General features: G+C 66.9%; 14 protein-coding genes. 6 read left to right on the top strand and 8 right to left on the bottom strand.

The window, feature by feature from the left end; translation table 11 throughout:
• Positions 1-156: 156 nt before the first annotated feature.
• The gene (locus ABDC25_RS13560) at positions 157-1,545 is read right to left on the bottom strand and encodes an aspartate aminotransferase family protein (protein WP_167255783.1); all 1,389 of its coding nucleotides are present in this window, start codon (positions 1,543-1,545) and stop codon (positions 157-159) included.
• A gap of 15 nt (positions 1,546-1,560) precedes the next feature.
• A complete protein-coding gene (locus ABDC25_RS13555; protein WP_021199964.1) occupies positions 1,561-3,045 on the bottom strand; it encodes a CoA-acylating methylmalonate-semialdehyde dehydrogenase in 1,485 nt (494 codons plus the stop codon).
• 170 nt (positions 3,046-3,215) lie between these two features.
• Between ABDC25_RS13555 and ABDC25_RS13550 the strand changes: the two genes are divergently transcribed.
• Entirely contained in the window at positions 3,216-4,688 is a 1,473-nt protein-coding gene (locus ABDC25_RS13550) for a PucR family transcriptional regulator ligand-binding domain-containing protein (RefSeq protein WP_292777719.1), read from the top strand.
• A 31-nt stretch (positions 4,689-4,719) separates the two neighbouring features.
• On the opposite strand, the gene ABDC25_RS13545 is transcribed toward ABDC25_RS13550, so the two are convergent.
• The 6 genes from ABDC25_RS13545 to ABDC25_RS13520 form a co-directional block, all read right to left on the bottom strand.
• Entirely contained in the window at positions 4,720-6,114 is a 1,395-nt protein-coding gene (locus ABDC25_RS13545; RefSeq protein ID WP_167255787.1) for an aspartate aminotransferase family protein, read from the bottom strand.
• Positions 6,111-6,578 (bottom strand): Lrp/AsnC family transcriptional regulator, encoded by a 468-nt coding sequence (locus ABDC25_RS13540; RefSeq protein ID WP_021199961.1) that lies wholly within the window; start codon positions 6,576-6,578, stop codon positions 6,111-6,113. Before ABDC25_RS13540 ends, ABDC25_RS13545 begins: the two co-directional genes overlap by 4 nt.
• Positions 6,579-6,661: 83 nt before the next feature.
• Positions 6,662-7,819, bottom strand: coding sequence for an acyl-CoA dehydrogenase family protein (locus ABDC25_RS13535; RefSeq protein WP_021199960.1), 1,158 nt, complete (start codon positions 7,817-7,819; stop codon positions 6,662-6,664).
• Positions 7,816-8,574: an alpha/beta hydrolase gene (locus ABDC25_RS13530; protein WP_021199959.1), complete on the bottom strand. Its 759-nt coding sequence runs from the start codon at positions 8,572-8,574 to the stop codon at positions 7,816-7,818. The genes ABDC25_RS13535 and ABDC25_RS13530 overlap by 4 nt, the downstream gene beginning before the upstream one ends.
• Positions 8,575-8,627: 53 nt before the next feature.
• The gene (locus tag ABDC25_RS13525; RefSeq protein ID WP_021199958.1) at positions 8,628-9,548 is read right to left on the bottom strand and encodes a sugar kinase; all 921 of its coding nucleotides are present in this window, start codon (positions 9,546-9,548) and stop codon (positions 8,628-8,630) included.
• Positions 9,545-10,753: an MFS transporter gene (locus ABDC25_RS13520; RefSeq protein ID WP_029267132.1), complete on the bottom strand. Its 1,209-nt coding sequence runs from the start codon at positions 10,751-10,753 to the stop codon at positions 9,545-9,547. The genes ABDC25_RS13525 and ABDC25_RS13520 overlap by 4 nt, the downstream gene beginning before the upstream one ends.
• Positions 10,754-11,144: 391 nt before the next feature.
• On the opposite strand from ABDC25_RS13520, the gene nrdH reads away from it, so the two are divergent.
• The 5 genes from nrdH to ABDC25_RS13495 all read left to right on the top strand — a co-directional run bounded on the left by nrdH (position 11,145) and on the right by ABDC25_RS13495 (position 16,627).
• Positions 11,145-11,378 carry a glutaredoxin-like protein NrdH gene (gene nrdH, locus ABDC25_RS13515; protein ID WP_017828869.1) on the top strand — a complete coding sequence of 78 codons (234 nt, stop codon included), beginning with the start codon at positions 11,145-11,147 and terminating at the stop codon, positions 11,376-11,378.
• A 6-nt stretch (positions 11,379-11,384) separates the two neighbouring features.
• On the top strand, positions 11,385-11,819 hold the full coding sequence (gene nrdI / locus ABDC25_RS13510) for a class Ib ribonucleoside-diphosphate reductase assembly flavoprotein NrdI (RefSeq protein WP_021199956.1): 435 nt from the start codon (positions 11,385-11,387) through the stop codon (positions 11,817-11,819).
• Positions 11,816-13,960 (top strand): class 1b ribonucleoside-diphosphate reductase subunit alpha, encoded by a 2,145-nt coding sequence (gene nrdE / locus ABDC25_RS13505; RefSeq protein WP_021199955.1) that lies wholly within the window; start codon positions 11,816-11,818, stop codon positions 13,958-13,960. Before nrdI ends, nrdE begins: the two co-directional genes overlap by 4 nt.
• A 54-nt stretch (positions 13,961-14,014) precedes the next feature.
• Positions 14,015-14,992: a class 1b ribonucleoside-diphosphate reductase subunit beta gene (gene nrdF, locus ABDC25_RS13500; RefSeq protein WP_017828866.1), complete on the top strand. Its 978-nt coding sequence runs from the start codon at positions 14,015-14,017 to the stop codon at positions 14,990-14,992.
• 363 nt (positions 14,993-15,355) lie between these two features.
• Entirely contained in the window at positions 15,356-16,627 is a 1,272-nt protein-coding gene (locus ABDC25_RS13495; protein WP_167255799.1) for a site-specific integrase, read from the top strand.
• Positions 16,628-16,629: the final 2 nt, after the last annotated feature.

Below are 16,629 nucleotides of genomic sequence, written 5' to 3'. Positions count from 1 at the left end.
AAACGAGAAGGGGTGAGAGCGGCTGCGCTCACCCCTCCGCTGTTCCGGACTAGCGGCTAGTGCCCTCGTTGAGGTTCGCGTGGGTCGTAGCGAGGGCTGTAGTCGGGCTCGTAGTACGAGGGTCGAAGGTCGTCATCTGAAACCCGTGTTCTCGCGTCAGCCTGCGGCGGCCTCGTCGGCCACGGAGAGCGCTTCGTCGAGCACGGTGAGTCCGCGCACCAGGTCTTCTTCGCTGATCACCAGCGGCGGGGCCACGTGCATGCGGTTGAAATGCGTGAACGGCCAGACACCGGCCTTCTTGGCGGCAGCGGCGAAGGCGCCCATCGGAGCGGCATCCGCGCCGGAGGCGTTGAACGGCACGAGGGGCTCGCGCGTCGCCTGGTCACGGACCAGCTCGACCGCCCAGAACAGTCCGAGACCGCGCACATCCCCGACGCTCGGGTGCTTCTCGGCCCAGGAGCGCACGGTCGGACCGACCACGCGTTCGCCGAGGTCGCGCACGCGCTCGAGGATGCCGTCGCGACGGAACACCTCGAACGTCGCGACGCCCGCCGCACAGGCCAACGGGTGCCCCGAGTAGGTCAGCCCGCCGGCGAAGGGCATCGTGTCGAAGGCGCTGGCGATGCGGTCGGAGATCACCACGCCGCCGAGGGGCACGTAGCCCGAGTTCACGCCCTTCGCGAAGGTGATCAGGTCGGGGCTGGCGTCGAACGCGTCGATGCCGAACCATTCGCCCAGTCGCCCGAATCCCACCATGACCTCGTCGGCGATGTAGACGATGCCGTAGCGGTCGCACAGCGCGCGCACGCCCTGCAGATATCCGGGCGGCGGCACCAGCACGCCGTTGGTGCCGACGACCGTCTCGATGATGATCGCCGCGATCGTCTGCGGTCCCTCGAGCTGGATCGTCTGCTCGAGATGCGCGAGTGCTCGTTCGGACTCCTGCTCCGGGGTCTCGGCGTGGAACGGCGAGCGGTACAGGTACGGTCCGAAGAAGCGCACGGCGCCGGAGTCGACGGTGTCGTTCGCCCAACGCCGCGGGTCGCCGGTGAGCGAGATCGCGGTCGATGTGGAGCCGTGGTAGCTGCGGTACATCGACAGCACCTTGCGACGGCCGGTGAACTGGCGGGCCATGCGCACCGCATACTCGTTGGCCTCGGCGCCGCCGTTGGTGAAGAACACCTTCTCAAGACCTTCCGGCGCGACCTCGGCGATCAGACGCGCGAGTTCCCCGCGCACGTCGTTGGCGATCGCGGGCTGGATCGTCGCGAGACGCCCGGCCTGCTGTTGGATCGCCGCAACCAGGTCGGGATGCTGGTGCCCCAGGTTCAGGTTCACGAGCTGGCTCGAGAAGTCGAGGTACGCGTTGCCCTGGTAGTCCCAGAACGTCGAGCCCTCGCCCGCGGCGACGGGAAGCGGATCGATCAGGCCCTGCGCGCTCCAGGAATGGAACACGTGGCCGCGGTCGTCCGCACGCACCTGCGCTTCGGCCTCGGGCGCGGGGAGCGGGTGCGAGACGCCGTGGCGGTCGGTGAAGTTAATCATCGTGGTCGCTCCTCGTCAGTGGTTGCTCGGGAAGCCCAGGTCGACCTGGGAGGGCGTGTGGTCGGGCCACCGGGTGGTGACGACCTTGGAGCGTGTGTAGAAGTGCACCGACTCGGGACCGTAGATGTGGGAGTCTCCGAACAGCGAGTCCTTCCATCCGCCGAACGAGTAGGCGCCGATCGGCACCGGGATCGGCACGTTGACGCCGACCATGCCGACCTCGATGTCGAACTCGTACTGCCGGGCCGTGCCGCCGTCGCGCGTGAAGATCGCGGTGCCGTTGCCGTAGGCGTTGGCGTTGACCAGCTCGACCGCCTCGGCGTAGGTCTCGACGCGCACGACCGACAGCACCGGGCCGAAGATCTCGTCGTCGTAGACCTTCATGCCGGGCGCGACCTCGTCGATCAAGCTGACGCCCAGGAAGAAGCCCTCCGAGTCGAACTGCTTCTGCGTGCCGTCGACGACGACCTTCGCGCCCTCGCCCTCGGCGCCCGTCACGTACGAGGCGACCTTGTCGCGGTGCTCGCGGGTGATGAGCGGACCCATCTCGCTCGCGGCATCCGTGCCGGCACCGATCGTGAGGCCGCCGATGCGATCGGCGATCGCGGTGACGAGGTCATCGGCGATGTCGCCGACGGCGACCAGCACCGAGACGGCCATGCAGCGCTCGCCGGCGGAGCCGTAGGCGGCGGAGACCGCTGCGTCGGCAGCCGCGTCGATGTCGGCATCGGGCATGACGACCATGTGGTTCTTCGCGCCGCCGAGCGCCTGCACCCGCTTGCCGGCGGCCGAGGCGCGCTGGTAGATCGAGCGGGCGATGGGGGTCGAGCCGACGAAGCTCACGGCATCGACCCGGGGCGACTCCAGGATCGCGTCGACGGCCTCCTTGTCGCCGTGGACCACGTTGAGCACGCCGTCCGGCAGCCCGGCCTCGGCGAAGAGCTTCGCGAGCCACACGGAAGCCGACGGATCCTTCTCGCTCGGCTTGAGGACGACCGTGTTCCCGCAGGCGATCGCCGAGGCGACCATCCACAACGGCACCATGACCGGGAAGTTGAACGGTGTGATCGCCGCGACGACACCGACCGGCTGCTTGACCGAGTGCACGTCGACACCGCGCGACACCTGCTCGCTGCGTTCACCCTTGAGCAGATGCACGAGTCCCGCCGCGAACTCGACGTTCTCGATGCCGCGCGACACCTCGCCGGCAGCGTCCGAGAGCACCTTGCCGTGCTCGGAGGTGACGATCGCGGCGAGTTCGGGTGTGCGCTCCTTGAGCAGCTGCCGCAAGCGGAAGAAGACGTCGGCGCGCTTGATCAGGCTCGTCTCGCGCCAGGCGGGGAGCGCGGCCGCCGCCGCGGCGATGGCGGAGTCGACCTCGGCGGTCGAGGCGAATGCGACCTGCTTCGACACCTGGCCGGTGGCGGGGTCGAAGACCTGGCCGGTGCGGGCCGCTTCTGCGGCCTCCACTCCGTTGATGACGTGACGGACGATGTCCACGATGTTCCTCCGAGGCTGAAGAATACGGATTCGAACACTCTGACTGAACGTTCGATACGCTGATGTTCCTCAATGATCACAGAGCGGAAGAGCGTCGAGTGGTGTCAGAACGTCAGGACTTGAGCCCGCATCGGACAGATCGTCCGAGTCGGGCAGGGGGTGTGCTCACGGTGGCCGACGTTCTCGCCGATCCGGTGCTGCAGGCGGGCGCACCGGACGTGGTCGTGGGCGGCGCCGCTCTCGATGCCGACGTGCGCTGGGTGCATGTCTCCGACAGCGCAGGAGTCGCCCGACTGCTCGACGGCGGCGAGCTGCTGCTCAGCACCGGGGCGGGATGGCCGACGGCTCCGGACGAGCTGCGCGACTTCGCGAGAGCCCTGCACCGTGCGGGGATCGCGGGCATCGTCGTGGAGCTCGGGTCCGGCCAATCGCAGATCCCCGATGCCGTGACCGAGGTGTGCCGGGACGTCGGTCTCGCCCTGATCGCCCTGACCAGCGAGATCAAGTTCGTCGCGGTGACGGAGTCGGTGCACAGATCGCTCATCGCCGCTCAGACGGATGCGCTGCACGAACGCCAGCGCCTGCACGAGCTCTTCACTGCGCTGAGCCTGCAGGGCGCTCCGGCCGACGTCGTCGTCGCCGAGACCGCGAGAGCGCTCGGCGCGCCCGTCGTGTTGGAGAACCTCGCGCACGAGGTGATCGCGCTCGAGACCCTGCGGATGCCGGTCGCGCAGGCGCTCGGACAGCTCGACGCGGCCGATCGCATCCCGGTGCAGGCGCGGGGGGTGCGGTGGGGAACCCTGCTCGCCCTTCCGGGCCCCGTGCACCCGGCGGGCCGGCACACGGTGCTCGAACAGGGGGCGACGGCACTGGCCTTCGGCTGCCTGGCGGACGGGGGCGACACCGAGTGGTCGCTGCTCGCGCAGCGGGGCATCATCGACGATCTGCTCGGCGCGCGGTTCGCGAACCCGGCCGACATCGCCGCCCGTCTGGCTTCGGGCGGGTTCGCTCTTTCGGGTCGGCATTGCCACGGCTTCGTCGCCCGCGGGGCGGAGTCGGCGGCCGAGCTCGCCTACCGGGCTCGGCAGGCCGGGGCCGCCGTGGTCGCCGCCCGCGTGGGAGAGGATGACGTCGCCCTGCTATCGCTCCCCGAGTCCGCGCTGCTCACCGATGCTCTCGCCGTGCGCATCGCCGGGCCCGCGCGCACGGTCTTCGTCGGCCCTCCCGCCGAAGATGTCCTGGGGCTGCTCGCCTCATTGCGCGCGGCGAGAGACCTCGCGGCGAGCGACCGCTCCGAATCCGGCCCGCGCGTGCGACGCGTCGACGACCGTCCGCTCGAGCGCTTCGTCGCCTCGTTGCGTGACGATCAGCGCCTGCTCGCGCACAGCGAGCGGATGCTCGCCCCGGTCGTGGCGTACGACCGCGACCGGCGCGGAGACCTGCTCGACGTGCTCGCGGCGCTCGTCACCCACCCCGGAAATCGCTCCGCGGCGGCGGCCGCGAGCCACCTCTCGAGATCCGTCTTCTACCAGCGGCTCACCCTGATCGGTGATCTGCTCGACGTCGACCTCGACGACGGGGAGACGCTCGCCGCGCTCCACCTCGCGCTGCTGGCGAAGCGGAGCGCGGTGCCGGTGGCCTGACCCGTATCGGCCCGATCGGTGCGCGCGAGGGTCAGAGCACCGACTGCGCGCGTATCAGCACGTCGCGCAGGATCTGCTCGATCTCGCGGAATTCCGAAGGCCCGACGGTGAGCGGCGGCGCGAGCTGGATCACGGGGTCGCCGCGGTCGTCGGCGCGGCAATACAGACCGGCCTCGAACAGGGCGGGGGAGAGGAAGCCGCGCAGCAGCCGCTCGGACTCGTCGTCGTCGAAGGTCTCCTTGGTCGACTTGTCCTTCACGAGCTCGATGCCGAAGAAGTAGCCGTCGCCCCGCACGTCGCCCACCAGCGGCAGGTCGAGCAGCTTCTCGAGCTCGGTGCGGAACAGCGGGGAATTCTCGCGCACGTGCGCGTTCAGCCCCTCCTCATCGAAGATCGCCAGGTTCTCCAGAGCGACAGCGGCCGACACCGGGTGTCCGCCGAACGTGTAGCCGTGCGGGAAGGACAGATCGCCCTTCGAGAAGGGCTCGTAGATACGGTCGCTGACGATGGTCGCGCCGATGGGGGAGTAGCCGCTCGTCATGCCCTTGGCGCACGTGATCATGTCGGGCACGTAGCCCAGGCCCGTGCAGGCGAAGGTGTGACCGAGGCGGCCGAAGGCGCAGATGACCTCGTCCGAGACGAGCAGCACGTCGTGGCGGTCGCAGATCTCGCGGACGCGGGCGAAGTAGCCGGGAGGGGGCGGGAAGCATCCGCCGGAGTTCTGCACCGGCTCGAGGAACACGGCGGCCACGGTGTCAGCGCCTTCGAAGAGGATCATCTCCTCGATGCGGTCGGCCGCCCAGCGTCCGAACGCCTCGAGGTCGTCGGCGGGTCCACCCATCTCGGCCGCGCGGTAGAAGTTGGTGTTGGGCACGCGGAAGCCGCCGGGGGTGACGGGCTCGAACATCGACTTCATCGCCGGGATGCCCGTGATCGCCAGCGCGCCCTGCGGGGTGCCGTGATACGCGACGGCGCGGGAGATCACCTTGTGCTTGGCGGGCTTGCCCTGCAGCTTCCAGTAGTGCTTCGCGAGCTTAAATGCGGTCTCGACCGCCTCGCCGCCCCCGGTGGAGAAGAAGACCTTGTTGAGGTCGCCCGGAGCCTCGTCGGCGAGACGGTCGGCCAGCTCGATCGCTGCCGGGTGCGCATACGACCAGAGGGGGAAGAAAGCCAGCTCGGAGGCCTGCGCCGCCGCGGCCTCGGCCAGCCGACGCCGACCGTGGCCGGCGTTCACGACGAAGAGTCCGGCCAGGCCGTCGAAGTACTCCTTGCCCTTGGCATCCCAGATACGATGCCCGTCTCCCTTGACGATGATGGGCACACCCGACTCCGCCATCGTCGACTGCCGGGTGAAGTGCATCCAGAGATGGTCCTTCGCCATCGTCTGCAGTGCGGACTCGGAAGGGATGGTGCGTGCGGTGCTCATCTGGTCCCCCAGTTGTAGAGCTGCTTCTGCAGCTTGGCGTAGATGAAGGTTTCGGTGGAGAGGACGCCATCGATCGGGCGGATGACGTCGTTGATCAGCGCGAGCAGGTCGTCGTCGTCCTCGCAGACGACCTCGGCGAGGACGTCGAACGAGCCGACCGTGATGACCACGTAGTCGACGGACTCGATCGCGGCGATGGCCTCGGCGACACGGCGCGCGTCGCCGGACACGCGGACGCCGATCATGGCCTGGCGGTGGAAGCCCAGCTGCATCGGGTCGGTGACGGCGACGATCTGCATCACACCCGACTCGGTGAGCCGCTGCACCCTCTGGCGCACCGCGGCTTCGCTCATCCCGACGGTGCGGCCGATCTCCGAATACGAACGACGGCCGTCCTCTTGGAGCAGCTCGACGATCGTCTTCGAGACCGCATCGAGGGAAGGGTGCTTCTTCGCCGGACTCATGGTGCGATCTTCGCACTCCGCAATGCGCTCGGCAACCGATTTCGCAGAATCTGGCGATTCGTCCAGCGGAATCGGCAGGAAATTCAGCTCTCGAGCGGACCCAGCCAGGCGTTCGCCGCCGTCGAATGCGCGGATTCGGGGTCGGAGGGGTGGAACGCCCCGGCCAGCACGTCACGGTAGAGACGCGAGAGCTCGTTGGCGGAGAAGTACGACCCGCCGCCGGCCACGAGCATCGCCTCGTCGACCACGTGCTTGGCCATCGTGATCGCCCGGTGCTTGACGCCGGAGAGCTGCGGGAACCAGCGCGCGCCGTGATCGACGCCGTCGTCCACATCACGGGCGAGGGAGGCGATCTGCGGCGGCAGGGCGTCGTAGGCGATGGCCATGTCGGCGATGCGCCAGCGGATGTCGGGGTCCTGGCTGTAGGCGAGGCCGGTCTTCTTCGAGTGCCGCTTCTGCGCCGTCGTCACGGCCAGCTCGAGCGCTCTCCGGGCGATGCCGGTGTAGACGGAGGCGAGCAGGATCTCGAACACCGAGAAGATGCCGAACACGATCGGATCGGGGCTGGGCCCGGGGTCGATGCGCCGCACCACGTGCGCGGCATCGGCCACGGCGCCGTTCAGCCGGGTGGTGCGGCTCTGCGTGCCCCGCATGCCGAGGGTGTCCCAGTCGTCGGACGTCGTGACGGCGTGCGTCCGCTCCACGAAGGCGAACACGAGCTTCGGCCCATCGGGGCTGGTGGTGTCGAGGCCGTGCAGCCCCAGCCGCGTCCAGACCGGAGCGAGGGAGGTGAAGATCTTGGTCCCGGTGAACGCGTAGCCGCCGTCGCCGTCGGGCACGGCCGCGGTGTCGCTGCCGAACAGCACCAGGTCGTTGCCGCCCTCGCTGATGCCGAAGGCGAAGACCTCGCCTGCCGCAGCGCCGTCCTGCACGAACTCGAGGCCGGGGACGCCTCTGTCGGAGAAGACCTTCGCCACGCCGGTCCACACGAGATGCATGTTGATGGCCAGCGCCGTCGCCGGCGCGGCACCGGCGAGACGCTGCTGCAGGATCGCGGCCTCGGCGAGTCCGAGCCCCGCCCCTCCGCGCTCCTTCGGCACCAGGATCGACAGGTAGCCGGCCGCGCGCAACTCGTCGAGGTCCTGCTGGGGGAAGGTGTTCTCGCGGTCGTGGATCGGTGCGCGCTCGCGGATGCGCTCGAGAAGGTCGTCGGGCAGGAGCGTCGCAGGGTCGAATGTCATGCCAGAGCCTCCAGAAGCTGACGGACGGATTCCTCCGGGCGGTCGCGGTGCAGGGAGTGTCCTGCACCCTCGACGACGGAGAGGGTGATCAGGGGGTTCGCCGCGAGGACCTCGTCGGCGAGTTCTCCCGTGAAGATGCTGTAGACCGCGGGGTCGGCGCCGATCACATGCGTGGGCACGGTCAGACGCGCAGCCTCTGCCCGTACGTCCCAGGGCTGATTCTGGGTACTGGTCTGCTCCACCGCCCACGCGCTCGCACGCAGCACCGCGTCGACCTTGAGCTCCTGATCCTGCGGATGCCAGTGCGGATGCTCCGCCTGCACCACTTCGAGGCGGGTGTCGGCGAATGCGCGCTCCTGGCTCCGTCGCACGATCGCCGCATCGCGCCCGCCCACATGGATCGCGGGGTCGATCAGCACCAGCCGTCGAGTCCATTCCGGGGTCGATGCCGCCGCGACCGTGCTGGATGCGCCGCCGAGCGAATGGCCGATGACCGCGTCCCACGCGCCGCCGCCGTCCGGGAGGGTGGCGGCGAGATCGGCACCGTACGCGGCCACCGAGTAGTCGAGAGCGCGCGGTGCATCGCCGTGACCCCGCAGGTCGACGGCGGTCGCGTGCCATCCCGCTGCGGCGAGAGCGTCTCCGAGACGCCACATCAGTGCTCCGGAGGAACCGAGACCGTGGACGAGGAGAGCGCGACGGGATGCCGACGGGGAGCCCCACGAGATACGGGGCAGGGTGAGCGGGGCGGGCATGGCACCAGCCTACGACCGGTGGTGTTCAGGCGGCCGGGATCACCCGAGCCGCATCAGGCGAGCGGCACCAGCGGTGGGAGGTCGGCGGCGATCGTCAGCACGCGCTCCGCGGCCGCGTGGCCGGCGGAGAGGCGCGCGGCGAGGTCGGCTCCGTCGAGGGTCGCCGCCAGGAAGCCGGATGCGAACGCATCTCCCGCGCCGACCGGCTCGACGACGTCGACCACGGGAGCGGGCACGAAGATCGGCTCGTCGTCGCCATGGAAGGCAGTGGCGCCGACATCGCCGTCCTTGACGACCAGCAGCGCGCAGTTCGGGAGGAAGGCGCGGATCTCGGCGGGTGTCGCGGTACCCCAGATGCGTTCAGCCTCGTCTCGGCCGACGAAGGAGATGTCCGCGGTGTCGGCCAGGCGGGCGAGCGTCTCTGCGGCATCCTCCCTGCTCCACAGCGGACGCCGGTCGTTCACGTCGAACGACACGAGGGCTCCCGCGGTGCGGGCGTCGGAGAAGAGCTGGTCGACCGTCTCGCGGCACGACGCGGACAGCGCGGGGGTGATCCCGGTGGTGTGCACGATCCGCACCCCGTCGAGACGCCGCGCGGTCAGGAACCCCGGTTCCATGCGGGAGGCAGCGGATCCCCGACGGTAGTAGTAGACGGAGGAGGATTCGGCGCCCGGGTCCTTGAACATCACTCCGGTGGGCGCGGCATCGTCGCGCTCGACCCACAACTCCACACCCCGCCGCTCGAGCTCGAAGGCGACCCTGTCGCCGAGCGGGTCGGCGCCCAGCCGCGACGCCCAGGCGACCCGGTGTCCGGAGGAGGCGACGCCGGCGGCCACGTTGGACTCGGCGCCGGCCAGGCCGATCGACGCCTGCGCGGCGTCGGCGAGCGGGGCATCCGTCGGAGTGATCAGCGCCATGGTCTCGCCGATGCAGACGATCTCGGGGGCAGAGGTCGAAGAAATGGGGGAGCTCATGAGGGGGTGACCGCCAGGGGTTCGGTGTCGGGATGCGGGCTCGCGTCGCGGTGACGCAGATCAGGGAAGGAACGGACGAAGACGACGGCCACGAGCAGTCCCACCGCGGCGAAGATCGTGGCGGCGAGGTAGGCGCCGCGCCAGTCGCCGACATCGACGAGGAAGCCGGCGACCGCGGATCCGGCGGCGGCGCCGATGAGCTGGCCGGTGCCGGCCCAGCCGAAGGCCTCAGCGGTCTCGCTGAACTTCACACTGGCCGAGGTGATCGCGAAGAGCACGGCGAGAGCCGGAGCGATGCCGATGCCGGCGAGGATCAGGGTGCCGCCGAGCCAGAACACGTTGAGCATGACCATCGTCAGGCCGAGGCCGATCGTGACGATCAGCAGACGGCGCGCCATGGCCCACGGCCCGATGGGGATGTGACCGAAGGCCAGACCGCCGGCGAGGCTTCCCGCCGAGAACACGGCGAGCACGAGACCGGCCGCGAGGCTTCCGTGCTCGAACGTCGCGACGACTCCCACCTCCACAGCCGCACAGGCTCCGATCAGGAGGAAGCCGATCACGGTCGCCAGCAGTACGGGCGGCTTGAGCACGACCTTGCCCAGAGCGTTGCGGCTCCGGGGGATGCGGACCCGTCCGACCTCTGGGGAGAGGATGAACCAGGCGCCGCCGCCGACGAGGATGATCGCCACCAGCAGCAGGCCCTCCGGCGTGCCGATCTGGGTCGAGACGAGCGTGATCACGACGGGGGCCAGCACCCAGATGATCTCCTGCAGCGACGCGTCGAGGGAGAACAGCGGCGTGAGGTTCGAGGAGTTGACGAGCTTCGGATAGATGGTGCGCACCGCGGCCTGGACGGGCGGGGTGGAGAGTCCGGCGACCATGCCGAGAGCCATGTAGCCCGGTACCTCGAGCGGCAGCAGTGCGAGGCACAGCACCGCCACGACGCACACCGACAGCGTGAGCGTGAGCACACGTCGCATGCCCCAGACGCCCATCCAACGGCTCGTGATGGGACCGGCGATCGCCTGGCCCACACTGGTCGCGGCGAGGACCAGGCCTGCCGATCCGTACGACCCGGTCTGCTGCTCGACGTGCAGCAGGATCGCCAGCGACATCATTCCGTTGGGGAAGCGCGCGGTCAGCTGAGCAGCGATCATGCGCGCCACTCCCGGCGTGCGAAGAAGATCCCGATATCCCGCCACCAGACCACGGTACCGGGCCGCGGGGTCGGCCGCCGAAGAGGTCGATCCGCGACACGCCCGCGACACGCCGAAGGTCGATTTCCACAGGAATCCGAATGTCGGTGGGGCGTCGTAACGTCCCCCCTGTGGATGGATCGCTCACAGGGGCTTCCCAGCCGCGATTTCACGCGGTTCGAGTGCCTCCGGACGAGGGCTCGGCCTGTGGAAGAAACGGTGGAGAACCTGTGTTGTATCTGTAGAGAACGGTGGATAACTACACGGATGTAACTACTACCCCTTGTGGTCGCCCCCAATGTCGGTCCCCATATGTAGTATTGAAGTCCCGGCAGGGGGTCTACCGGGAAACAGCCTGATGAGAAGCGGGCCAGAGATTTGAGGGGTTACGAAAAAGATGTCGATCACGGTCTACACAAAGCCTTCCTGCGTTCAGTGCAACGCCACCTACCGTGCCCTCGATGCCAAGGGCATCGAGTACGAGATCCTCGACCTGTCGGAAGACCCGACGGCGCTCGAGCAGGTCAAGGCGCTCGGTTACATGCAGGCACCCGTCGTCGTCACCGACGAGGGTCACTGGTCGGGTTTCCGTCCCGACAAGATCGACGAACTCGCCTCCCGTCTGGCGTGACGCCGCATGAGCGCCGTCGCGACCGCAGCGCCGCTCCTGATCTACTTCTCGAGCGTCTCGGGTAACACCGCGCGGTTCATCGAGAAGCTCGGACTCCCGTCCCGACGCATCCCCCTCCACCGACACGAAGAAGACCTCGTCATCGACGAGCCCTTCGTGCTGGTCACCCCCACCTACGGCGGGGGAGCGGGGCGCGGCGTCGAGAAAGGCGCAGTTCCGAAACAGGTGATCCGGTTCCTCAACGATGAGCGCAACCGGCGCCACATCCGCGGCGTGATCTCCGCGGGCAACACCAACTTCGGCGACGCCTTCTGCCTCGCCGGTGACATCATCAGCCGCAAGTGCAACGTGCCTCACTTGTATCGGCTCGAGATCTTCGGCACACAAGACGATGTGGATCGCGTGAGCGACGGATTGGAACGACGGTGGCAGCTTCAGTGACCGAGACAGTGGCATTCAAGGCGAACCCCTCTTACGAGGGTCTCGACTATCACGCCCTCAACGCGATGCTCAACCTGTACGACGCGAACGGGAAGATCCAGTTCGACGCCGACAAGCGCGCCGCGCGGGAGTACTTCCTGCAGCACGTGAACCAGAACACGGTGTTCTTCCACTCGCTCAAGGAGCGTCTGGACTACCTCGTGGAGAAGGAGTACTACGAAGGCGCCGTCATCGAGAAGTACTCGATGGAGTTCATCCAGAAGCTCAACGACCTCGCGTACGGCAAGAAGTTCCGTTTCGAGACGTTCCTCGGCGCGTTCAAGTACTACACGAGCTACACGCTGAAGACGTTCGACGGCAAGCGCTACCTCGAGCGCTTCGAGGACCGCGTCGTGATGACCGCCCTCGGCCTCGCCGACGGCGATGAGAAGCTCGCGGTCGCGCTCGTCGAGGAGATCATCTCCGGTCGCTTCCAGCCGGCCACCCCGACATTCCTCAACGCCGGCAAGGCGCAGCGCGGCGAACTCGTCAGCTGCTTCCTGCTGCGCATCGAAGACAACATGGAGTCGATCGCCCGCGGCATCAACTCGGCCCTGCAGCTCTCCAAGCGCGGCGGCGGCGTCGCCCTGCTGCTGTCGAACATCCGCGAGTCGGGTGCGCCGATCAAGCAGATCGAGAACCAGTCCTCCGGCATCATCCCCGTGATGAAGCTCCTCGAAGACAGCTTCAGCTACGCCAACCAGCTCGGTGCGCGTCAGGGCGCCGGTGCGGTGTACCTCAACGCCCACCACCCCGACATCATGCGCTTCCTCGACACCAAGCGCGAGAACGCCGATGAGAAGATCCGCATCAAGACGCTGTCGCTGGGCGTCGTGGTTCCGGACATCACTTTCGAACTCGCCAAGAACGACGAGGACATGTACCTGTTCTCGCCGTACGACGTCGAGAAGGTCTACGGCGTTCCGTTCGGCGACATCTCGGTCACCGAGAAGTACCGCGAGATGGTCGACGACCCGCGCATCAAGAAGACCAAGATCAACGCGCGCGAGTTCTTCCAGACCGTCGCCGAGATCCAGTTCGAGTCCGGCTACCCGTACGTCATGTTCGAAGACACGGTGAACAAGGCCAACCCGATCAAGGGTCGGATCAACATGTCCAACCTCTGCAGCGAGATCCTGCAGGTGAACACGCCGACCACGTACAACGACGACCTGTCGTACGACAACATCGGCAAGGACATCTCCTGCAACCTCGGCTCGATGAACATCGCGCTGTCGATGGATGCCGATGACCTGGGGCAGACCGTCGAGACGGCGATCCGCGCCCTCACCGCGGTGAGCGACCAGAGCCACATCGGCTCGGTGCGGTCGATCGAGGACGGCAACGACCGCTCGCACGCGATCGGCCTCGGCCAGATGAACCTGCACGGATACCTTGCCCGCGAGCATGTGTACTACGGCTCCGAAGAGGGCATCGACTTCACGAACATCTACTTCTACACGGTGCTGTTCCACGCCCTGCGGGCGTCCAACAACCTCGCGATCGAGCGCGGCACGACGTTCGACGGGTTCGAGGACTCGAAGTATGCGTCGGGGGAGTTCTTCGACAAGTACATCGACCAGGCGTGGGTTCCCGCGACCGAGAAGGTCAAGGAGCTCTTCGCCGGCAAGCACATCCCGACCCAGGACGACTGGGCCGAGCTGAAGGCGTCGATCCAGAAGCACGGCATCTACAACCAGAACCTTCAGGCCGTCCCGCCGACCGGCTCGATCTCGTACATCAACAACTCCACGTCGTCGATCCACCCGATCGCGTCGAAGATCGAGATCCGCAAGGAAGGCAAGCTCGGTCGCGTCTACTACCCGGCGGCGTTCATGACGAACGACAACCTGGAGTACTACCAGGACGCGTACGAGATCGGCTACGAGAAGGTCATCGACACCTATGCGGCCGCCACGCAGCACGTCGACCAGGGTCTGTCTCTGACCCTGTTCTTCAAGGACACCGCCACCACGCGTGACATCAACAAGGCGCAGATCTACGCATGGCGCAAGGGCATCAAGACGATCTACTACATCCGTCTGCGTCAGCTGGCGCTCGAGGGCACCGACATGGCCGAGTGCGTCTCGTGCATGCTCTGACCTGACAAACTGTCGACCCGAGAACGCGGCTGAAACCCGAGAAACGACGAAGAAATGACTCCCGAAAGACTCAAGCTGGTCTCCAGCGTGCAGGCGATCAACTGGAACCGCATCCAGGACGACAAGGACCTCGAGGTCTGGAACCGTCTGGTGAACAACTTCTGGCTGCCCGAGAAGGTGCCGCTGTCGAACGACGTGCAGTCGTGGAACACGCTCACCCCCGACGAGCAGCTGCTCACCATGCGGGTGTTCACCGGTCTCACGTTGCTCGACACGATCCAGGGCACCGTGGGCGCGGTGTCGCTGATCCCCGACGCGATCACCCCTCACGAAGAGGCCGTATACACGAACATCGCGTTCATGGAGTCGGTGCACGCGAAGAGCTACTCCTCGATCTTCTCGACCCTCGCGTCGACGAAGGAGATCGACGAGGCGTTCCGCTGGTCCACCGAGAACCCGAACCTTCAGAAGAAGGCTCAGATCATCATGGACTACTACCAGGGCGACGACCCGCTCAAGCGCAAGGTGGCCTCCACCCTTCTGGAGTCGTTCCTCTTCTACTCGGGCTTCTACCTGCCGATCTATTGGTCCTCGAAGGCGAAGCTGACGAACACGGCCGACCTGATCCGCCTCATCATCCGCGACGAGGCCGTGCACGGGTACTACATCGGCTACAAGTTCCAGAAGGGCCTCGAGAACGAGACCCAGGAGCGCCGCGATGAGCTCAAGGACTACACGTTCTCGCTCATGTACGAGCTCTACGACAACGAGGTGCAGTACACGCAGGACCTCTACGACGGTGTCGGTCTGACCGAAGACGTGAAGAAGTTCCTGCACTACAACGCCAACAAGGCCCTCATGAACCTGGGCTACGAGGCGATGTTCCCCTCCAGCGTCACGAACGTGAACCCGGCGATCCTGTCGGCACTCTCGCCGAACGCCGACGAGAACCACGACTTCTTCTCGGGGTCGGGCTCGTCGTACGTCATCGGCAAGGCCGAGGCCACCGAAGACGACGACTGGGACTTCTGAGAGCTTCTCTCTGAGGTTCCAGCGAAACAGCTGGTCAGAGGCCCGGATCCGCGAAATCTCGCGGGTTCGGGCCTCTTTCGTGCCCTCTTCGAAATGACAGAGGAGGACAGACATGACCAGAAATACCCGTTCGGTGGGGCACGCCGGTGGCACGAGCACACCTCCCTTATGGAGGCGAGAGAGTCCGGCACCCGAAATTTCGGGTTGGCGAGCGGCTGGGGGCGTGCCACTTCGTGCCACAGGTGACCTACGGAATTCCTCACGATCTGCGGAAATATGCGGATCCTGGGTCTCGTGGGCGTCGAGTGGCACGGAGTGGCACGACCGTCCACGCTCGTCCGTCCGAGTCCACGGGAGGGCACGATGAGTGCATCGAAGCGAGAGTCGTGGGGCAGCCTGCGCAAGCTCCCCTCTGGCCGCTGGCAAGCGCGCTATCCCGGACCCGACGGAGAGACGTACACGGCTCGGACCGAGGGCGACAAAGCGCTTACGTTCCTCACGAAGACGGACGCGCGGACATGGCTTGCCGCCGTGCACGCGAAGATCTCGCTCGGCCAGTGGAACCCGCCAGCGGCCGTAGCGGCACAGAATCGCGCCGAGGCCGCTGCTCAGAAAGCGCGGTCGATGGGGTTCGAGGAGTACTCGGAGCGATGGGTGCAGATGATCAAGACAGAGCGCAATCGCAGCGGCAAGATTCGGGCAATCGCAACCGTCCGCTCGTATCAGAGCAAGGTCAGCGGTTACCTCATTCCGGAGTTCGGCGACACTCCGGTGAGGGAGATCGACGTGAACCGCATCCGAGCAATGACGCAGCGACTCGACCGGATCCCTGCGCCATTGAATCCAAAGTCGAAATTCAACGGGATCACGCGGCCGGTGCTGGTCGTGCTCATGATGATCTTGCGCCAAGCGGCCCGTGACGGGATCATCCCTGCGGCACCGAGCGTCTCCATTCCGCGTCAGGAGTCGGTGCGTCACGATTCTGACCACGACGAAGGTGAGGATGTCGTGGCGCCCAGGCAGGTCGAAGCGCTCTACAGGGCGGTTCCCGAGCAGTGGGCGATCATGGTGCCGCTTGCCGCCTGGTGCCAGCTGCGTCGCGGGGAGTGCCTGGGACTCCAACGACGCGACATCGAGTGGCACGATGACGGCAGCGCAATCTTGCATGTGCGTCGTCAGCTGAACGCCAACACTGGTGACTACACCGACACCAAGAGCGATGCAGGCAAACGGTCGCTCACCATCCCAAAGCTCATGACCGCTCGACTCAAGCAACACCTGGCTGACAATGTCGCCGCCGAAGCCAAAGCGCCGGTCGTTCCGGCGAGCGTCAGGGGCAGGATGCCGCTCTCGAACACTCGCTGGGGGTACGTCTGGGCCGACGCGCGAGACGGCGTCGACGGCTTGCCGCATCGTTTCCGCTTTCACGACCTGCGACACACGGGCCTGACAATCTTTGCTCAGGAAGGTGCGACGCTCGCTGAGCTGATGCGTCGGGGCGGGCACGCGGATATTCGAATCGTGCTGCGGTACCAACACGCCACCATGGTCCGTGATCGCGAGCTGGCGAATCGAATGAGCGACCGAGTCGTCGAGAACATCGCCCGCGCGATAGAGGAGGATGAGGAGACCTAAGC

The sequence above is a fragment of the Microbacterium sp. SY138 genome (assembly GCF_039729145.1).
In the GTDB taxonomy this organism is placed as follows: domain Bacteria; phylum Actinomycetota; class Actinomycetes; order Actinomycetales; family Microbacteriaceae; genus Microbacterium; species Microbacterium maritypicum_A.
The sequence above is the reverse complement of the archived record's forward strand: the minus strand, read 5'-3'. Positions and strand labels throughout refer to the sequence as shown.

Coding starts and splice junctions, on each gene's coding strand:
- ABDC25_RS13530 (WP_021199959.1), bottom strand. CDS start 8,574: ATGCCCGCCCCGCTCACCCTGCCCCGTATCTCGTGGGGCTCCCCGTCG.
- nrdI (WP_021199956.1), top strand. CDS start 11,385: ATGAGCGCCGTCGCGACCGCAGCGCCGCTCCTGATCTACTTCTCGAGC.
- nrdF (WP_017828866.1), top strand. CDS start 14,015: ATGACTCCCGAAAGACTCAAGCTGGTCTCCAGCGTGCAGGCGATCAAC.
- nrdH (WP_017828869.1), top strand. CDS start 11,145: ATGTCGATCACGGTCTACACAAAGCCTTCCTGCGTTCAGTGCAACGCC.
- ABDC25_RS13525 (WP_021199958.1), bottom strand. CDS start 9,548: ATGAGCTCCCCCATTTCTTCGACCTCTGCCCCCGAGATCGTCTGCATC.
- ABDC25_RS13540 (WP_021199961.1), bottom strand. CDS start 6,578: ATGAGTCCGGCGAAGAAGCACCCTTCCCTCGATGCGGTCTCGAAGACG.
- ABDC25_RS13545 (WP_167255787.1), bottom strand. CDS start 6,114: ATGAGCACCGCACGCACCATCCCTTCCGAGTCCGCACTGCAGACGATG.
- ABDC25_RS13560 (WP_167255783.1), bottom strand. CDS start 1,545: ATGATTAACTTCACCGACCGCCACGGCGTCTCGCACCCGCTCCCCGCG.
- ABDC25_RS13535 (WP_021199960.1), bottom strand. CDS start 7,819: ATGACATTCGACCCTGCGACGCTCCTGCCCGACGACCTTCTCGAGCGC.
- ABDC25_RS13495 (WP_167255799.1), top strand. CDS start 15,356: ATGAGTGCATCGAAGCGAGAGTCGTGGGGCAGCCTGCGCAAGCTCCCC.